This is a genomic window from Sphingomonas jeddahensis (assembly GCF_001981525.1).
GTDB lineage: Bacteria > Pseudomonadota > Alphaproteobacteria > Sphingomonadales > Sphingomonadaceae > Sphingomonas > Sphingomonas jeddahensis.
Genome location: NZ_MPSB01000003.1, coordinates 83,981 through 100,438, shown reverse-complemented (window position 1 = coordinate 100,438; position 16,458 = coordinate 83,981). Strand labels below are relative to the sequence as shown.

Below are 16,458 nucleotides of genomic sequence, written 5' to 3'. Positions count from 1 at the left end.
CCCAATCTCTTCGTCATCCCGGACCTGATCCGGGACCCATCTTTCCTCGAGCGCTGCGGGCTCAAGCGGAGCGAAGCGCTCGCGGCGCCTTGGATCCCGGCGCGAGGCCGGGATGACGATCAAATCTCACCCACCGATATGGGCGCGCTCCCACATGAGCGCCAGACCCTGGATCGTCAGATCGGGCTCGATCGCGTCGAACACTATTGTATGCTGCTCGAACAAGGTCGCGAGGCCGCCGGTGGCGACGACCTTGGCGGGGCGGCCGATCTCCGCCTTCATGCGGCTGACCAGCCCCTCGATCATCGCGATATAGCCCCAGTAGATGCCGATGTTCATCTGATCGACGGTGTTGCGGCCGATCACGCCGACATGATCCTTGGGCGCCTCGATCGCGATGCGTGGCAGCTTGGCGGCGGCGTTGACCAGCGCGTCGAGCGACAGGTTGATGCCGGGCGCGATGATGCCGCCCTTATAGGCGCCGTTGAAATCCGACACGTCGAGCGTCGTCGCGGTGCCGAAGTCGATCACGATCAGGTCGCCATGGTGCAGCGCGTGCGCGGCGATGGTGTTGACCGCGCGGTCGGCGCCGAGGCTCTGGGGCTCGTCGACGTCGAGCGCGACGCCCCATTCCACGGGCGGGCGGCCGGCGATCAGCGCGTCGTGGCCGAAATATTTGGAAGAAAGAACTTCTAGATTGTGCAGCGCGCGCGGCACCACGGTGGAGATGATCACGCCATCAACGTCGCTGCGTTGATAGCCTTCCAGCGTCAGCAGCTGGCTGAGCCAGACGGCGTATTCATCGGCGGTGCGGCGGGGATCGGTGGCGATGCGCCAGCGCGTCTTGATCTCGCGGCCGTCCACAAGGGCAAAGACGATGTTGGTGTTCCCGGCGTCGATCGCGAGCAGCATGATCCCCCTCCCCTAAACCAGGAAAACGTCGCCAGCGTGAATGACACGTGTGTCGCCATCCGCCAAGCGAAGCCGTAACGCGCCGTCGCTCGTCAGGCCGTCATAGCTGCCGGACACCGATGATCCGTCCGACAAACGGGCGAGCAGCGGCGTGCCGGGCGGATGCGCCTGTTGCTGCCAACGTGCCACCACCGGCTCCAGCCCCTCAGCGCGCCAGATCGCCAGCCAACGGGCGAAATCCACGACGAGATGCTCGTAGAGTTCGGCGGCGGAGTGGATCCACAGGCGACCGGCGAGGCTAGCGGTTTGACGGCCCTCGATCGACGGGTGGCTGGCGAGATTGACGCCGAAGCCGGCGACGATTGCATCACCGCTTCGTTCGAGCAGGATGCCCGACAGCTTGGCGCCATCCAGCAGCAGGTCATTGGGCCATTTGATCTGTACCGCGGGGCAGCCAAGCGCCGCGATCGTCTCGGACAGCGCCACGGCGCAGACCAGGGCGAGCGACGCGGGCGACGGATCGCCCGGACGGACGCGCACCAGCGTGCTCGCGTAGAGGTTGCCGGTGGGCGAACTCCACCCCCGCCCCTGGCGGCCCCGACCGGCGGTCTGGCGCTCGGCGCGAAGCCACAGGCCTTCTTCTGCGCCGTCAGCCGCCAGCGCGAGGACGTCGGCGTTGGTCGAGCCGGTTTCGGCGACCGTCCGAATCTCGCTCAGAACAGCGCCTGCGCTGCGGCCATCGTCCACGCGCTCAGCAACGGGATTGCGAGGTAGCCGAGCGGCGACACCACAATTGCCGCCACCGCGATCAAGCCGCCTTCGAGCTTGTCACCTTCCCCGAACGCCGCGGCAGGTTCGTCGAAGTACATAGTCTTGACGACGCGCAGGTAATAATAAGCGCCGATCGTGCTCGCCGCGATGCCGACCACCGCGAGCGGGAACAGCCCTGCGCGCACGGCTGCGTCAAACACCGCGAACTTCGCCCAGAAACCGAACAGCGGCGGGATGCCAGCCAGGCTGAACATGAAGATCGCCAGCGCCGCGGCGAGACCGGGCCGCGTGCGCGACAGGCCGGAAAGCGAGGCAATCGTCTCAATCGGCTGGCCATCGGTGCCGCGCATCTGCAGCACGACCAGGAACGAGCCAAGCGTCATGACGACGTAGATCGCCATGTACGTCAGCACCGCAGCAACGCCCTCGGGCGTTCCGGCGGCAAGGCCGATCAGCGCGAAGCCGACATTGTTGATCGACGAATAGGCAAGCAGGCGCTTGATGTTGCTTTGGCCGATCGCGGCGACCGCGCCGAAGATGATCGACGCGAGCGCGGCGAAGATGACGATCTGGCGCCACTGCCCCTCGGCCGGCCCCATCGCCTCGATCGCGATACGGGCGGCGAGGCCCATCGCGGCGACCTTGGGCGCCGACGCGAAGAAGGCGGTGACCGGGGTCGGCGCGCCTTCGTACACGTCGGGCGTCCACATGTGGAACGGCACGGCGCTGATCTTGAAGGCGATGCCCGCGAACACGAACACCAGGCCGAACATCAGGCCAATCGACTTGCCGTCACCCGAGAGCGGCGCGGCAGCATAGGCGCCGGCGATTTCCTCAAACAGCGTCGAGCCGGTGAAGCCGTACACGAGGCTGATGCCATAGAGCAGGATGCCGCTGGCGAGCGCGCCGAGCACGAAATACTTCAGCCCCGCTTCGGCCGAGCGCTGGTCCTGCCGCATGAAGCTGGCGAGGACGTAGGCGGCGAGGCTCTGCAGTTCGAGGCCGATGTAGAGCGTCAGCAGGTCACCGGTGGAGACCATGATGCCCATGCCGATCGCCGACAGCAGGATCAGCACCGGATATTCTGGACGCAGGTCATCGCCAGCGGTGCGCTCGAAGAAGCGCGGCGCGAGCAGGATCGCCACAGCCGCGGCGACATAGATCAGCACCTTGGAGAAACCGGCGAAGGCGTCGGCGCGGTACATGCCGTCGAACGCCGTGTTGCCGCTCGTCGCTGGGCCGATGAGCGCCAGACACGCGCCCCCAAGCACCGCCACCGCGGTCCAGGAGACGGCACGGGTGGACGACGGTCCGCCCCAAGCGGCCACCAGCATCAGCGCTAGCGCGCCGAGCGCCAGCACGATTTCGGGAAGGGTCATCGCGACCTGCGATGCGTAGGTCATTTAGTGCGCCTCCCCGTGCGCGGGTGTTTCAGCGTGAGCGGGCGGGACGATGCCGGTGCCAGGAGTCGGGCGCGAGTCACCCGCCGGCTGTGCGCGCTCGATACGAGCGAGCAGGCGCTGCGTATCGGCACGCATCGGCGCCAGGAAGCTCTCCGGATAGACGCCCATCCACAGCACCACGGCGGCGATCGGCGCGAGCAGCCAGAACTCACGGCCAGACAGATCGGACATTGCGCGAACCTCATCCGACTTGATCTCGCCCCAGACGACGCGACGATACAGGTACAGCATGTACGCTGCGCCCAGGATGATGCTGGTCGTGCAGAGCAACGCGATCGTGGTCGACACCTGATAGGTGCCCATCAGCGCGAGCAGTTCGCCCGGGAAGTTGCTGGTGCCCGGCAGGCCGATCGAGGCCATGGTGAACAGCAGGAACAGGATCGCATAGCGCGGCATGTTGTTGGCGAGGCCGCCGTAGCGCGCGATCTCACGGGTGTGCAGACGATCGTAGATCACGCCGACACACAGGAACAGCGCGCCCGAGACGAGGCCGTGGCCGAGCATCACCAGCATCGCACCTTCGATGCCCTGCGCGTTGAAGGCGAACAGGCCAATGGTGACGATCGCCATGTGCGCGACCGACGAATAAGCGATCAGCTTCTTCATGTCGGACTGCACCAGCGCGACGAGGCTGGTGTAGATCACCGCCACGGCGCTGAGGCCGAAGACGAGCCAAACGAGCTGCGCCGAAGCCTCCGGGAACATCGGGATGCTGAAGCGAAGGAAGCCATAGCCGCCGAGCTTCAGCAGCACGCCCGCGAGAATCACCGAACCCGCGGTCGGCGCTTGGACGTGCGCGTCGGGCAACCAGGTGTGGACCGGCCACATCGGCATCTTGACCGCGAATGACGCGAAGAAGGCGAGCCACAGCCACGTCTGAACCTCAGGCGGGAAGTCGTAGTTCATCAGCGCCGGGATCGACGTCGTGTCGGCGGTGATGCTCATGTAGAGCATCGCGATGAACATCAGCAGCGAGCCGAGCAGCGTGTACAGGAAGAACTTGTACGACGCGTAGATGCGGTTCGCCCCGCCCCATATGCCGATGATCAGGAACATCGGGATCAGGCCGGCTTCGAAGAAGATGTAGAACAGGAAGATGTCCTGTGCCGCGAAGGTGCCGATCATCAGCACCTCCGTCAGCAGGAAGGCCGCCATGTACTCGGGCACGCGCTTCTCGATCGCCTGCCACGACGCGCCGATGCAGATCGGCATCAGGAACACGCTGAGCGCGATCAGCAGCAGCGCGAAGCCGTCGATGCCGAGCGCCCAGGAGAAGCGACCGAACAGCGGGGCATATTCAACGAACTGCCATTGTGCGCCGCCCACGTCGAAGCTGAGCCACAGGATCACGCCGAGCGCGAGATCGGCCAGCGTCGCGGCGAGCGCGAGCCAGCGCGCGCTGTTCGCGGACAGGAAGAGGCAAGCAACCGCGGCGATGGCCGGGATCGCCAGCATCAGCGAAAGGATCGGGAAGGATGTCACGACTTAACGTCCGTTCGCCCTGAGCAGATGGAGATGAAGGTGGCGCTCATCCTGCGATCACCCAGGTTGCCGCGGCGGTGAGGCCGATCAGCATCACGAAAGCATAGGTATAGACGTAACCCGTCTGCACCCGACCGGCGAGCCGGCTGGACAGCGCGACCACCCAGGCCGACCCGTTCGGGCCGAACCGGTCGATCGTGCCCTCGTCGCCCTTGTGCCAGAGCAGACGCCCGATCGCGAAAGCGGGACGGACGAACAGCAGGTGATACAGCTCGTCGAAATACCATTTGTGCGCGATGAAATCGTAAAGCGCATCGAACGTGGTGGTGAAGCGCTTCGGCAGGTCGGTCTTGTAGATGTACGCCATCCACGCGCCGAACAGGCCGATGATCATCACGATCGTCGCGGCAAGCTTCACCATCAGCGGCACGGCATGCATTTCGTGCATGAGATGTTCGTTGAAGAACAGGCTGCCCTTCCAGAACGTCTCGCCCGCTTCGGGTTCGATGAACCAATGGTGGAAGATGAAGCCGGCTGCGACCGCACCGATCGACAGCACGATGAGCGGGATCAGCATCACCAGCGAGCTTTCGTGCGGGTGGTAGCCCGCGGTGCCCGTCGGCTCCTCATGCGCATCATGCCCGTGCGCATGCGGCGAATGGCCGGCATCCTCCGCCGCCGGGTCGCCATGCGCGTGCGCGTCATGGTGGCCGTGGCCGTGCGCGTCGTGGACGGCGTGCTGGATATGCTCCGACCCGGCCCAGCGCGGCTTGCCCCAGAAGGTGAGGAACATCAGACGCCACGAGTAGAAGCTCGTCAGCAACGCCGCGAAGGTGCCGACCCAGAAGGCGCCCTGCCCGCGGCCCGATGCCCAGGCCACTTCAAGGATCGCGTCCTTCGAGTGATAGCCAGCGAAGCCGCCGACGCCATAGATGCCGACGCCGGTGATCGCCAGCGTGCCGAGCAGCATCGCCCAGAAGGTGATCGGGATGTGCTTACGCAGACCGCCGTAGAAGCGCATGTCCTGCTCATGGTGCATCGCGTGGATCACCGAGCCGGCACCAAGGAACAGCAGCGCCTTGAAGAAGGCGTGCGTGAACAGGTGGAACATCGCCGCGCCGTAGGCGCCGACGCCGGCGGCGAAGAACATGTAGCCGAGCTGCGAGCAGGTCGAATAGGCGATCACGCGCTTGATGTCGGTCTGCGTCGTGCCGATCGTCGCAGCGAACAGGCAGGTGGCGGCACCGATGCCGGTGACGACCATCAGCGCAGTCTGCGAGGTCTCGAACATCGGCGACAGGCGGCAGACCATGAACACGCCCGCGGTGACCATCGTCGCGGCGTGGATCAGCGCCGACACCGGGGTCGGGCCCTCCATCGCGTCCGGGAGCCAGGTGTGAAGGCCGAGCTGCGCCGACTTGCCCATCGCGCCGACGAACAGCAGCAGGCAGAGCACCGTCATCGTATCGAAGCGATAGCCCAGGAAGCCGATGGTCGAGCCGGCCATGCCGGGCGCAGCCTCCAGGATCGCTGGGATCGAGACGGTGTCGAATACGAGGTAGGTGCCGAAGATGCCGAGCATGAAGCCCAGGTCACCGACGCGGTTGACCACGAACGCCTTGATCGCCGCGGCCTGCGCGCTCGGCTTCTTGAACCAGAAGCCGATCAACAGGTAGCTTGCCAGGCCGACGCCTTCCCAGCCGAAGAACATCTGGATCAGGTTATCGGCCGTCACCAGCATCAGCATCGCGAAGGTGAACAGCGATAGATAGGCGAAGAACCGCGGCTGATCCGGGTCCTCGCTCATATAGCCCCAGCTATAGAGGTGAACGAGCGCCGACACGCTGGTGATCACCACCAGCATCACGCTGGTCAGCGCGTCGACGCGCAGCGACCAGGACGCGTCGAACGTGCCCGAGGTGATGAAGTGCAGCACCGGCGTGACGCTGGCCGACAGCCCACCGGTCATGAAGCCGAGGAAAATCGGCCACGAGAGCAGGCACGACACGAACAACGCGCCGGTGGTGATGCCCTTGGCGACGCCGCTGGGGATCGACTTGTTGCCGAAGCCCGCGACGATCGCTGCCAGCAGCGGCAGGAAGACGATGAAGAGGATGGAGTTCACGGGTCGTTCAGCCCTTCATCCGGCTGGGATCGTCAACCGAGATCGAGCCCCGGCCGCGGAAGAAGATGACGAGGATCGCGAGCCCGATCGCCGCCTCGCCGGCGGCGACGGTCAGCACGAACATCGCGAAAACCTGGCCGACGAGATCGCCCAGCGCCGCGCTGAACGCGACGAGGTTGATGTTCACGGCGAGCAGGATCAGCTCGATGGCCATCAGGATGACGATGATGTTCTTCCGGTTGAGGAAGATACCCAGCACGCCCATCGTGAACAGCAAAGCCGCCACGACGAGATAGTGGATGAGGCCGATCGACCCGGTCACAGCTGCACCCCCTGTCCGATTTCCGGCCGCATGTTGCGCGTCGCATCCTGCGGACGGCGCGCGATCTGGGCCGCGATGTTCTGCGGGCGAACGCCCTGCCGCTGGCGATGGGTCAGCACGATCGCGCCGATCATGGCGACCAGCAGCACGAGTCCGGCGCCTTCGAACACGAACAGGTAGCGCGTGTAGAGCAAATTGCCGATCGCCTGAATGTTCGGGATCGTCGGATCGACCGGCGCGCCGCGACGGGCGAGATCGACACCGCCCGCGCTCCATGCGCCGACCGCGATCAGGATCTCAGCGACCAGCGCTACGGCCAACACGAGGCCGATGCCGAAATAGCGAACAAAACCAGCGCGAAGCTGCGCGAAGTCAATTTCGAGCATCATCACGACGAACAGGAACAGCACCGCGACCGCGCCGACATAAACGATGACGAGCAGCATCGCGATGAACTCGGCACCGACGAGCACCATCAGCCCGGCGGCATTGAAGAACGCCAGGATCAGCCACAGCACGCTGTGCACCGGATTGCGGGAGGCGATCGTCATCGCGCCGGAAACCAGCACCACGATCGCGAAGATGTAGAAGGCGATGGCTTGGATCATGCCGCCACCCCGAGAAGCAGTTGAATCATCGCGTGCCGCCTACCGGTAAGCCGCATCGGCGGCAATGTTCGCCGCAATGGCGCTTTCCCAGCGATCGCCGTTATCGAGCAGCTTGGCCTTGTCGTAGATCAGCTCCTCGCGCGTCTCGGTCGAGAATTCGAGGTTCGGACCCTCGACGATCGCGTCCACCGGGCAAGCCTCCTGGCACAGCCCGCAGTAAATGCACTTGGTCATGTCGATGTCGTAGCGCGTGGTCCGGCGGCTGCCGTCGTCGCGCGGTTCCGCCTCGATCGTGATTGCCAATGCGGGGCATACCGCCTCGCACAGCTTGCACGCGATGCAGCGTTCCTCGCCATTAGGATAGCGACGCAGCGCGTGTTCGCCGCGGAAGCGCGGCGACACCGGATTGCGCTCGAACGGATAGTTGATCGTCGCCTTGGGCTTGAAGAAATACCTCAAGGTCAAAGCGTGCGCCTTCACGAACTCCCAGAGAGTGAAGGCCTTGATCGTCGAAGCGATACCCATATCAGATCCCAACCCGGTAGAGCATTAGCACGCCCGACACGAGGAATACCCAGAACAGCGACACCGGCAGGAACACCTTCCAGCCCAGCCGCATTAGCTGGTCATAGCGATACCGTGGCACGGTCGCCTTCACCCAGCTAAAGCAGAAGAAGAAGAACAGGATTTTGGCGAACAGCCAGATGATCCCCGGCACGTAATAGAGCGGCGCCCAGTCGATCGGCGGCAGATAGCCACCCCAGAAGAGCGTCGCATTCAGCGTGCACATCAGGATGACGTTCGCGTACTCGCCGAGCCAGTAGAGCGCGAAGCTCATCGACGAATATTCGGTCTGATAGCCAGCGACGAGCTCCGACTCCGCCTCGGTGAGGTCGAACGGCGCACGCTGCGTTTCGGCGAGCGACGAGATGAAGAACATCACCGCCATCGGGAACAGCAGCGGATTGAGGAAGAAGCCGTTGATCGGCGTGTTGAGCACGCCGCGCTGCGCCTCGACAATCGAGGTGAGGTTAAACGAGCCCGCCCACATCACGATCGAGATGAGGATGAAGCCGATCGCGACTTCATAGCTGACCATCTGCGCGGCGGCGCGGATCGCCGAGAAGAACGGATATTTGGAGTTGGACGACCAACCCGCGAGGATGATGCCGTACACGCCTAGAGACGAGGCGGCGAGTACGTAGAGCAGGCCGACGTTGATGTCCGCCAGCACCACGCCGATGTCGAACGGCACCACCGCCCAGACGATCAGCGCGACCGTGAAGGTGATGATCGGCGCCAGCAGGAACAGGCCGCGGTTGGCCGCTGCAGGGACGATCGTCTCCTGCAGGAACACCTTCAGGCCGTCAGCGAACGACTGCATCAGTCCGAACGGGCCAACCACGTTGGGGCCGCGGCGCAGCGCCATCGCCGCCCAGATCTTGCGATCGGCGTAGATGATCATCGCCACCGCCAGCATCAGCGGCAGCGCGATCACGAGGATGCCAATCAGCGTGGCAAGGAACCACGCCCAGCCGTGGGGCAGACCCAAGGTAGTGTTGAAAAAGGCGGTCATTCCGCGGCCTCCGCGAAGGTTTCGCCGTGGACCAGTTCGGCCGAGCAGCGCTGCATCGTCGGCGAGGCGCGGCAGATCGCGTTGGTAAGATAGAAGTCCTTGATCGGATAGCCTTCCATCACGCCTTCGGCGCACGTGTCGAGCGACGGCGGGTTCCAGGCAAAGATCACCAGACCCTCGTTGGCGAGGTCGGGGCAATCGAGCGCCATGGCCGCGCGCAATTCCTCGATGGTGTCGAACGGCAGGACGTTGCCCAGTCGCTCCGACAGGGCGCGAAGGATCGTCCAGTCCTCGCGCGCATCACCCGGCGGGAAGACCGCGCGATTGCCACGCTGAACGCGGCCTTCGAGGTTGACGTAGGTGCCCGACTTCTCGGCATAGCTCGCACCCGGAAGGACGACGTCGGCCGCAGCTGCGCCCCTGTCGCCGTGATGGCCGATATAGACCTTGAAGCCGGCGAACTTCGTGAAGTCGGCTTCGTCGGCGCCGAGAAAGAAGCTGAGCTTCGCGTCGTGAAGCGCTGAAATCCCGTCCTTTTGGGCGTAACCCAGCATCAGTCCACCCATCCGCGCGGCGGAGAAGTGAACGACGTTATAGCCGTTCCAGCCCTCGCGGACGAGATTGAGCGACCTGGCCAGCTCAAGCGTCGCGCCGTGTGCGCCCTTAAGCGCCGCGCCACCGACGATCACCGCCGGCCGCTCGGCCTTGCCGAATGCTTCGGTCAGCGCCTCGGGCAAGTTGCCGAGCACGGCGAGATCGTTGCCGAGCCATTCGACCTTGTAGGTCAGCTCGGTCTCGGGGCCGATCGCCCACACCTTTGCGCCGCGCTTGATCGCCTTGCGGATGCGCGTGTTGACGAGGCTCGCCTCCCAGCGGAGGTTCGTCCCCACCAGTAGGATCGCGTCCGCGCGCTCGATGCCGGCAATCGTGGTATTGAAGTTCACCGCAGCGAGGCTCGACGTGTCGTACGTCATGCCGGTCTGCCGCCCTTCGAGCAGCGACGAGCCCAGGGACTTGAGCAGCGCCTTGGCCGCGAACATCGTCTCGCAATCGACGATGTCACCGGCGACGGCAGCGACGCTGTCACCCGCGGTCTTGGCGACCTCGGCGATGGCGGCGAACGCCTCGTCCCAGGTCGCCGGCACCAGCTTGCCGTCGCGGCGCACATAAGGCTTGTCGAGGCGGCGGCGGACCAGGCCGTCGACGGCGTGCCGCGTCTTGTCGGTTGCCCACTCCTCGTTGACGTCCTCATTCACCCGCGGCAGCGCGCGCAGCACCTGACGGCCGCGGCTGTCGAGGCGAATGTTGGTGCCCACCGCGTCCATCACGTCGATGGTGAGCGTCTTCTTGAGCTCCCACGGGCGTGCTTCGAACGAATAGGGCTTCGAGGTCAGCGCGCCGACGGGGCAGAGGTCGACGACGTTGCCGCTGAGTTCGCTCGTCACCGCCTCTTCGAGATAGGAGGTGATCTGCATGTTCTCGCCGCGATAGATCGCGCCGATTTCCTCCACGCCCGAGACTTCCTCGGCGAAGCGGACGCAGCGGGTGCACTGAATGCAGCGGGTCATGATCGTCTTGACGATCGGCCCCATGTACTTCTCGGTGACGGCGCGCTTGTTCTCCTGGAAGCGGCTGTGGCCGCGACCATAGGCCATCGCCTGGTCCTGCAGGTCGCACTCGCCGCCCTGATCGCAGATCGGGCAATCGAGCGGGTGATTGATCAGCAGAAATTCCATAATGCCCTCGCGGGCATGCTTCACCATCGGCGAGGTGGTGAACACTTCCTGGTTGTCGGCCGCCGGCAGCGCGCACGACGCCTGCGGCTTCGGCGGTCCGGGCTTCACCTCGACCAGGCACATGCGGCAGTTGCCGGCGATCGACAGCCGCTCATGATAACAGAAACGCGGGATTTCCTTGCCGGCCGCTTCGCACGCCTGGAGCACGGTGGCTCCCTGCGGCACCTCAACCTCGATCCCGTCTACCTTCAGCTTGGGCATTATTCTGCAGCTTCCTGCATGGGGGCGAGACCGCCGCCCTTACGTTCGGTGATGCGGCGTTCCAGTTCCGGGCGGAAGTGGCGGATGAGGCCCTGGATCGGCCAGGCAGCCGCGTCGCCCAGTGCGCAGATCGAGTGGCCCTCGACCTGCTTGGTCACCTGCTGGAGCATGTCGATCTCGCCGATCTCGGCGTCGCCGGTGCGCAGCCGCTCCATCACGCGCCACATCCAGCCGGTGCCCTCGCGGCACGGCGTGCACTGGCCGCAGCTCTCGTGCTTGTAGAAATACGAGATGCGGCTGATCGCGCGGACGACGTCGGTCGACTTGTCCATGACGATGATCGCCGCGGTGCCGAGGCCGGAGCCGACCGCTTTCAGGCCGTCGAAGTCCATGGGCGCGTCCATGATGTCCTTTGCCGGCACCAGCGGGACCGACGAGCCACCGGGAATGACCGCCAGGAGATTGTCCCAGCCGCCGCGGATCCCGCCGCAATGCTTTTCGATCAGCTCGCGGAAGGGGATGCTCATCGCTTCCTCGACCACGCAGGGCTTTTCGACGTGCCCGCTGATCTGGAACAGCTTGGTACCGCGGTTATTCTCCGCGCCGAAGCTGCTGAACCATTCCGCGCCGCGCCGCAGGATCGTCGGGGCGACGGCGATGCTCTCAACGTTGTTGACCGTCGTGGGGCAGCCATAAAGGCCGGCGCCGGCCGGGAACGGGGGCTTGAGGCGCGGCTGGCCCTTTTTGCCCTCCAGGCTCTCGATCATCGCGGTTTCTTCGCCGCAAATGTAGGCGCCCGCGCCGCGGTGGACGAAGACGTCGAAGTCGTAGCCCGAACCGCAGGCGTTCTTGCCTACGAGGCCGGCGTCATACGCCTCCTGCACCGCAGCGAAGAGCGTCTCCGCCTCGCGGATATATTCGCCGCGAATGTAGATGTACGCCGCGCGCGCGCGCATCGCGAACCCGGCGACCAGCGCGCCCTCGATCAGCTTGTGCGGATCGTGGCGGATAATTTCTCGATCTTTACACGAACCGGGCTCGGATTCGTCGGCATTGATAACCAGAAAGCTCGGCCGCTCGGGGCTGGGCGTCTTGGGCATGAACGACCATTTGGTGCCGGTCGGGAAGCCGGCGCCGCCGCGGCCGCGCAGGCCCGAGGCCTTCATCACGTCGATGATCTTGTCCTGCCCGAGATCGAGCAGCGCCTTGGTATTGTCCCAATCACCGCGGCCGCGCGCAGCCTGCAGCGTCCACGGCTGGTAGCCGTAGAGATTGGTGAAGATGCGGTCCTTGTCCGTCAGCGATGTGATGACGCTCATGCGCTCGCTCCCACGGCAGGCGTGTTCCATTCGGAACGGTAATCGTGGTTCTCGTTCACCATCGCGGTCAGCGTGGTTGGGCCGCCGAGCGGCTCCACGGTGTGCCGGCCCGGCTCCTGCGTGCCGGCCTTTGGCTGTTCGCCCCGCGCCAGCGCGTCGAGGATCGCGATCGTGCGATCGTAATCGAGATCCTCGAAGTTATCGTCGTTGATCTGGACCATCGGCGCCGAGGCGCAATTGCCCATGCACTCGACCTCGGTCAGCGTGAACAGGCCGTCGGGCGTGGTCTTGCCCTTGATCAGCCCCTTGTTCTTGCACGCCGCCAGCACGTCGTCTGAACCGCGCAGCATGCACGGCGTGGTGCCGCAGACCTGCACATGATAGCGGCCGACCGGCGCCAGGTTGAACATCGTGTAGAAGGTCGCGACCTCGTACACGCGGATGTACGGCACGCTGATCTCGCGCGCGACATATTCGATCACCGGGATGGGCAACCAGCCCTGCGTGTTCGTTTCGGCACCCACCTGGCGCTGCGCCAGATCGAGCAGCGGGATCGACGCCGACTGTTCGCGGCCGGCGGGATAGCGCGCGAGGATCGCGTTGCGTTTCTCACGGCTTTCGTCGGACCAGGCGAACGCGCCCCAGCGTGCGCGGACCTCTGCCTCGTCGGGGATCTGGGGAGCGTCAGCCATCAGCGGTCACATTCACCAAAAACGATATCCATCGCGCCGAGAATGGCGGTGGTGTCCGCGAGCATGTGGCCGCGGCTCATGAAATCCATTGCCTGCAAGTGCGAAAAGGCGGTCGGTCGGATCTTGCAGCGGTACGGCTTATTGCTGCCGTCCGAGATCAGATACACGCCAAATTCGCCCTTCGGGCTCTCCGTAGCAACGTACACTTCGCCCGCGGGCACGTGATAGCCTTCGGTGTAGAGCTTGAAGTGATGGATCAGCGCTTCCATCGACTGCTTCATCTCACCGCGCTTGGGTGGCACGACCTTGCGATCGAAGCTGGCGGTCGGACCTTCCGGCATTTCAGCCAGGCACTGCTTCATGATCCGCGCGGACTGGCGAACCTCCTCGACGCGCACCATAAACCGATCGTAGCAGTCGCCGCGCGTGCCGACCGGCACTTCAAAGTCCATCTTGGCATAAACGTCATAGGGTTGCTGCTTGCGCAAATCCCAGGGGATCCCAGCTGCGCGAATCATCGGGCCAGAGAAGCCCCAACGGATCGCATCATCGCGGCTCACCACGGCGATATCGACGTTGCGCTGCTTGAAGATGCGGTTGTCCGCGACAAGGCTGATCGCATCCTCGAACAAGCGCGGCAGGCGCGAGTCGAGCCATTCGGCGATATCGGTCAGCAGCTTCAGCGGCACGTCCTGCCGGACGCCGCCAGGCCGGAAATAGTTCGCATGCATGCGCGCACCGGAGGCACGCTCATAGAAGTTCATGCAGTCTTCGCGCAACTCGAACAGCCACAGGTTCGGCGTCATCGCACCGACGTCCATCACATGACTGCCCAGGTTGAGCATGTGGTTCTTGATGCGGGTCAGCTCGGCGAAAAACACGCGAAGATATTGCGCGCGGATCGGCACTTCGAGATCGAGCAACTTCTCGATCGCGAGCACGTACGAATGCTCCATGCACATCGGCGAGCAGTAATCGAGCCGATCGAAATACGGGATCGACTGCAAATACGTCTTGTATTCGATGAACTTCTCAGTGCCGCGATGGAGCAGGCCGACGTGCGGATCGATCCGTTCGACGATCTCGCCGTCGAGCTCCATAACGAGGCGGAGCACCCCGTGGGCGGCGGGATGCTGCGGGCCGAAGTTGATCGTGTAGTTCTGGATCGCGACATCACCCTGGGTGTCGTGCGCGCCATCCAGCGCGCCGACGGTGCGTGCGACAGCGGGATCGACGTTCGGATCAGCGACGTCGATGACGGGGATTCCGGTCATTGGTTCTGCCCTCCCTTGCCGGGGATGACATCGGGGTCGGCCGGCTTGGGTGTATCATTGGGGTGCGGCTTGCCCGCGCCGGTTTCGGCGCTGCTGTTGGCATCTTCCTTGGCGTATGGCTCGCTCGGCGCATCGGCCGGCCTCTTGTCGCTTTGTGCGTCGTCCGCCTTGCGGACCTGGTCGGCTGTCACCGGCGAGGGCGCACCCTTGGCCTGCGGCAGCGCGGCACCCTTCTCGTCACCCGGAAGGACGTATTCGGCGCCTTCCCAAGGGCTGGTGAAATCAAAGGTGCGAAAATCCTGCGCGAGCTTCACCGGCTCGTACATGACGCGCTTCGCTTCTTCCGAATAGCGCATCTCGACAAACCCTGAGAGCGGGAAATCCTTGCGCTGCGGATGGCCGCGGAAGCCGTAATCGGTGAGGATCCGGCGAAGATCCTGGTTGCCCGCGAACAGCACGCCGTACATGTCGTACACTTCGCGCTCATACCAGCCGGCGACCGGCCACATCGCGGTCACCGATGGCACCGGCGTATCCTCGCTCGCCGTGACATGCACGTGCAGACGATGATTGCGGGTCAGCGAGAGCATGCAATAGACAACTTCGAACCGCTCTTCGCCGCGATCGGGATAATCGACGCCAGCGATGTCCATCAGCTGCTGATATTCGAGGCCCGGCGTGTCGCGCAGCGCCGTCAGCGCCGCGATCAGGTGATCGCGATGGACGTGCAACTGGATCTCGCCGACGTGCGCGAAGGCATTGACCAACCCCTGCGGGATCGCCGCGCGCGCCGCGTCGAGCGTCGCATCATTGAGCTCATAGGCCCACTTTGGCGCGGGCGCCCTCACCGTTCGATGCTCCCGGAACGACGGATCTTACGCTGAAGCTGCATGATCCCGTATAGCAGCGCCTCCGCGGTCGGCGGGCAGCCCGGAACGTAGATGTCGACCGGCACCACGCGATCGCAACCGCGCACGACACTGTAGCTATAATGGTAATAGCCGCCGCCGTTGGCGCACGAGCCCATCGAGATGACGTACTTCGGCTCAGACATCTGATCGTACACGCGGCGCAGAGCCGGGGCCATCTTGTTGCAGAGCGTGCCCGCGACGATCATCACGTCAGACTGGCGCGGGGAAGCGCGCGGCGCGGCGCCGAAGCGCTCCAGATCGTAGCGCGGCATGTTGACGTGGATCATCTCCACGGCGCAGCAGGCGAGGCCGAAGGTCATCCACCACAGCGAGCCGGTGCGCGCCCACTGGAACAGCTCCTCGGTGGAGGTGACAAGGAAACCCTTGTCGGTCAGTTCGCCGTTCAGATCATTGAAAAAGCCGGGATCGGGCTGAACGAGGCCCGTTCCGCTCGAGATCGCGCGAGCGTCGCGCTGCAATTCTACGGGGCCGGAGTGCATGGTCATTCCCAATCCAGTGCGCCCTTCTTCCAGGCGTAGACGAGCCCGAGCGCGAGCTCGCCGATGAAGATCATCATGCTGATCCAGGCCGTCCAGCCGAGATCGAACACGCTTACTGCCCATGGAAATAGGAACGCCGCTTCGAGATCAAAGATGATGAAAAGGATCGCAACCAGATAAAAACGCACGTCAAATTGTGCGCGGCTGTCCTCGAACGCGGGGAAACCGCATTCATATTCGCTGAGTTTTTCAACCGACGGCTTGTACGTCCCGGTGAGACGGGACACCGCCATCGGCAGAAACACAAATGCCGACGACAGAACCAGCGCCACGCCCAGGAACATCAGAATCGGCAGATATTGCGACAGATCGACCATCAGCGCTCTCGTTTGGGGCTTCTCTCGCAGCTGCGAACGAGAAAATTCGCGGTCGCTTTAGGCCCGCGAAACCCATGGGGCAAGGCATGGCACCGGTGAGAATCACTCGCAATTCCTGGGGTGGCCGGC

16 protein-coding genes are annotated in these 16,458 nt (G+C 64.3%); all 16 read right to left on the bottom strand.

Translation table 11 applies throughout. The features are described 5' to 3' along the window. Positions 1 to 126: 126 nt before the first annotated feature. Genes SPHI_RS04490 through ndhC form a run of 16 tightly spaced genes read right to left on the bottom strand, consistent with a single transcriptional unit; the run spans position 127 to position 16,329 of the window. On the bottom strand, positions 127 to 912 hold the full coding sequence (locus SPHI_RS04490; protein WP_076743700.1) for a type III pantothenate kinase: 786 nt from the start codon (positions 910 to 912) through the stop codon (positions 127 to 129). A 12-nt stretch (positions 913 to 924) separates the two neighbouring features. Further along, positions 925 to 1,659 carry a biotin--[acetyl-CoA-carboxylase] ligase gene (locus tag SPHI_RS04485; RefSeq protein ID WP_233130682.1) on the bottom strand — a complete coding sequence of 245 codons (735 nt, stop codon included), beginning with the start codon at positions 1,657 to 1,659 and terminating at the stop codon, positions 925 to 927. Continuing rightward, positions 1,626 to 3,086 carry an NADH-quinone oxidoreductase subunit NuoN gene (gene nuoN / locus SPHI_RS04480; protein WP_076743699.1) on the bottom strand — a complete coding sequence of 487 codons (1,461 nt, stop codon included), beginning with the start codon at positions 3,084 to 3,086 and terminating at the stop codon, positions 1,626 to 1,628. The genes SPHI_RS04485 and nuoN overlap by 34 nt, the downstream gene beginning before the upstream one ends. Beyond that, complete coding sequence (locus tag SPHI_RS04475) at positions 3,087 to 4,628, bottom strand: NADH-quinone oxidoreductase subunit M (protein ID WP_076743698.1); 1,542 nt, start codon at positions 4,626 to 4,628, stop codon at positions 3,087 to 3,089. A gap of 46 nt (positions 4,629 to 4,674) precedes the next feature. Next, positions 4,675 to 6,753 (bottom strand): NADH-quinone oxidoreductase subunit L, encoded by a 2,079-nt coding sequence (nuoL, locus tag SPHI_RS04470; RefSeq protein ID WP_076743697.1) that lies wholly within the window; start codon positions 6,751 to 6,753, stop codon positions 4,675 to 4,677. A 7-nt stretch (positions 6,754 to 6,760) separates the two neighbouring features. Beyond that, positions 6,761 to 7,063, bottom strand: a complete 303-nt coding sequence (nuoK, locus tag SPHI_RS04465) for an NADH-quinone oxidoreductase subunit NuoK (protein ID WP_076743936.1) — start codon at positions 7,061 to 7,063, stop codon at positions 6,761 to 6,763. Between the two features lie 8 nt (positions 7,064 to 7,071). After that, positions 7,072 to 7,683, bottom strand: coding sequence for an NADH-quinone oxidoreductase subunit J (locus SPHI_RS04460; protein ID WP_076743696.1), 612 nt, complete (start codon positions 7,681 to 7,683; stop codon positions 7,072 to 7,074). Positions 7,684 to 7,722: 39 nt separating this feature from the next. Continuing rightward, positions 7,723 to 8,208 (bottom strand): NADH-quinone oxidoreductase subunit NuoI, encoded by a 486-nt coding sequence (gene nuoI / locus SPHI_RS04455; protein ID WP_076743695.1) that lies wholly within the window; start codon positions 8,206 to 8,208, stop codon positions 7,723 to 7,725. Position 8,209: 1 nt separating this feature from the next. After that, positions 8,210 to 9,259 carry an NADH-quinone oxidoreductase subunit NuoH gene (gene nuoH / locus SPHI_RS04450; protein ID WP_076743694.1) on the bottom strand — a complete coding sequence of 350 codons (1,050 nt, stop codon included), beginning with the start codon at positions 9,257 to 9,259 and terminating at the stop codon, positions 8,210 to 8,212. Further along, positions 9,256 to 11,256 (bottom strand): NADH-quinone oxidoreductase subunit NuoG, encoded by a 2,001-nt coding sequence (nuoG, locus tag SPHI_RS04445; protein ID WP_076743693.1) that lies wholly within the window; start codon positions 11,254 to 11,256, stop codon positions 9,256 to 9,258. Before nuoG ends, nuoH begins: the two co-directional genes overlap by 4 nt. Continuing rightward, on the bottom strand, positions 11,256 to 12,575 hold the full coding sequence (gene nuoF / locus SPHI_RS04440; protein WP_076743692.1) for an NADH-quinone oxidoreductase subunit NuoF: 1,320 nt from the start codon (positions 12,573 to 12,575) through the stop codon (positions 11,256 to 11,258). The genes nuoG and nuoF overlap by 1 nt, the downstream gene beginning before the upstream one ends. Continuing rightward, positions 12,572 to 13,267: a complex I 24 kDa subunit family protein gene (locus tag SPHI_RS04435; protein WP_076743691.1), complete on the bottom strand. Its 696-nt coding sequence runs from the start codon at positions 13,265 to 13,267 to the stop codon at positions 12,572 to 12,574. The genes nuoF and SPHI_RS04435 overlap by 4 nt, the downstream gene beginning before the upstream one ends. Beyond that, positions 13,267 to 14,541 (bottom strand): NADH-quinone oxidoreductase subunit D, encoded by a 1,275-nt coding sequence (locus tag SPHI_RS04430; RefSeq protein WP_233130680.1) that lies wholly within the window; start codon positions 14,539 to 14,541, stop codon positions 13,267 to 13,269. The genes SPHI_RS04435 and SPHI_RS04430 overlap by 1 nt, the downstream gene beginning before the upstream one ends. Beyond that, entirely contained in the window at positions 14,538 to 15,389 is an 852-nt protein-coding gene (locus SPHI_RS04425) for an NADH-quinone oxidoreductase subunit C (RefSeq protein WP_076743690.1), read from the bottom strand. Before SPHI_RS04425 ends, SPHI_RS04430 begins: the two co-directional genes overlap by 4 nt. Next, positions 15,386 to 15,952, bottom strand: a complete 567-nt coding sequence (locus tag SPHI_RS04420) for a NuoB/complex I 20 kDa subunit family protein (RefSeq protein WP_076743689.1) — start codon at positions 15,950 to 15,952, stop codon at positions 15,386 to 15,388. Before SPHI_RS04420 ends, SPHI_RS04425 begins: the two co-directional genes overlap by 4 nt. Before the next feature lie 2 nt (positions 15,953 to 15,954). Beyond that, entirely contained in the window at positions 15,955 to 16,329 is a 375-nt protein-coding gene (ndhC, locus tag SPHI_RS04415) for an NADH-quinone oxidoreductase subunit A (protein WP_076743688.1), read from the bottom strand. Positions 16,330 to 16,458: the final 129 nt, after the last annotated feature.

Excerpts from the sequence above, each read along its gene's own strand:
- SPHI_RS04460 (WP_076743696.1), bottom strand. The coding sequence starts at position 7,683 with ATGATCCAAGCCATCGCCTTCTACATCTTCGCGATCGTGGTGCTGGTT.
- nuoG (WP_076743693.1), bottom strand. The coding sequence starts at position 11,256 with ATGCCCAAGCTGAAGGTAGACGGGATCGAGGTTGAGGTGCCGCAGGGA.
- SPHI_RS04420 (WP_076743689.1), bottom strand. The coding sequence starts at position 15,952 with ATGCACTCCGGCCCCGTAGAATTGCAGCGCGACGCTCGCGCGATCTCG.
- nuoI (WP_076743695.1), bottom strand. The coding sequence starts at position 8,208 with ATGGGTATCGCTTCGACGATCAAGGCCTTCACTCTCTGGGAGTTCGTG.
- nuoH (WP_076743694.1), bottom strand. The coding sequence starts at position 9,259 with ATGACCGCCTTTTTCAACACTACCTTGGGTCTGCCCCACGGCTGGGCG.
- SPHI_RS04490 (WP_076743700.1), bottom strand. The coding sequence starts at position 912 with ATGCTGCTCGCGATCGACGCCGGGAACACCAACATCGTCTTTGCCCTT.
- SPHI_RS04435 (WP_076743691.1), bottom strand. The coding sequence starts at position 13,267 with ATGGCTGACGCTCCCCAGATCCCCGACGAGGCAGAGGTCCGCGCACGC.
- SPHI_RS04430 (WP_233130680.1), bottom strand. The coding sequence starts at position 14,541 with ATGACCGGAATCCCCGTCATCGACGTCGCTGATCCGAACGTCGATCCC.
- ndhC (WP_076743688.1), bottom strand. The coding sequence starts at position 16,329 with ATGGTCGATCTGTCGCAATATCTGCCGATTCTGATGTTCCTGGGCGTG.
- nuoN (WP_076743699.1), bottom strand. The coding sequence starts at position 3,086 with ATGACCTACGCATCGCAGGTCGCGATGACCCTTCCCGAAATCGTGCTG.
- nuoF (WP_076743692.1), bottom strand. The coding sequence starts at position 12,575 with ATGAGCGTCATCACATCGCTGACGGACAAGGACCGCATCTTCACCAAT.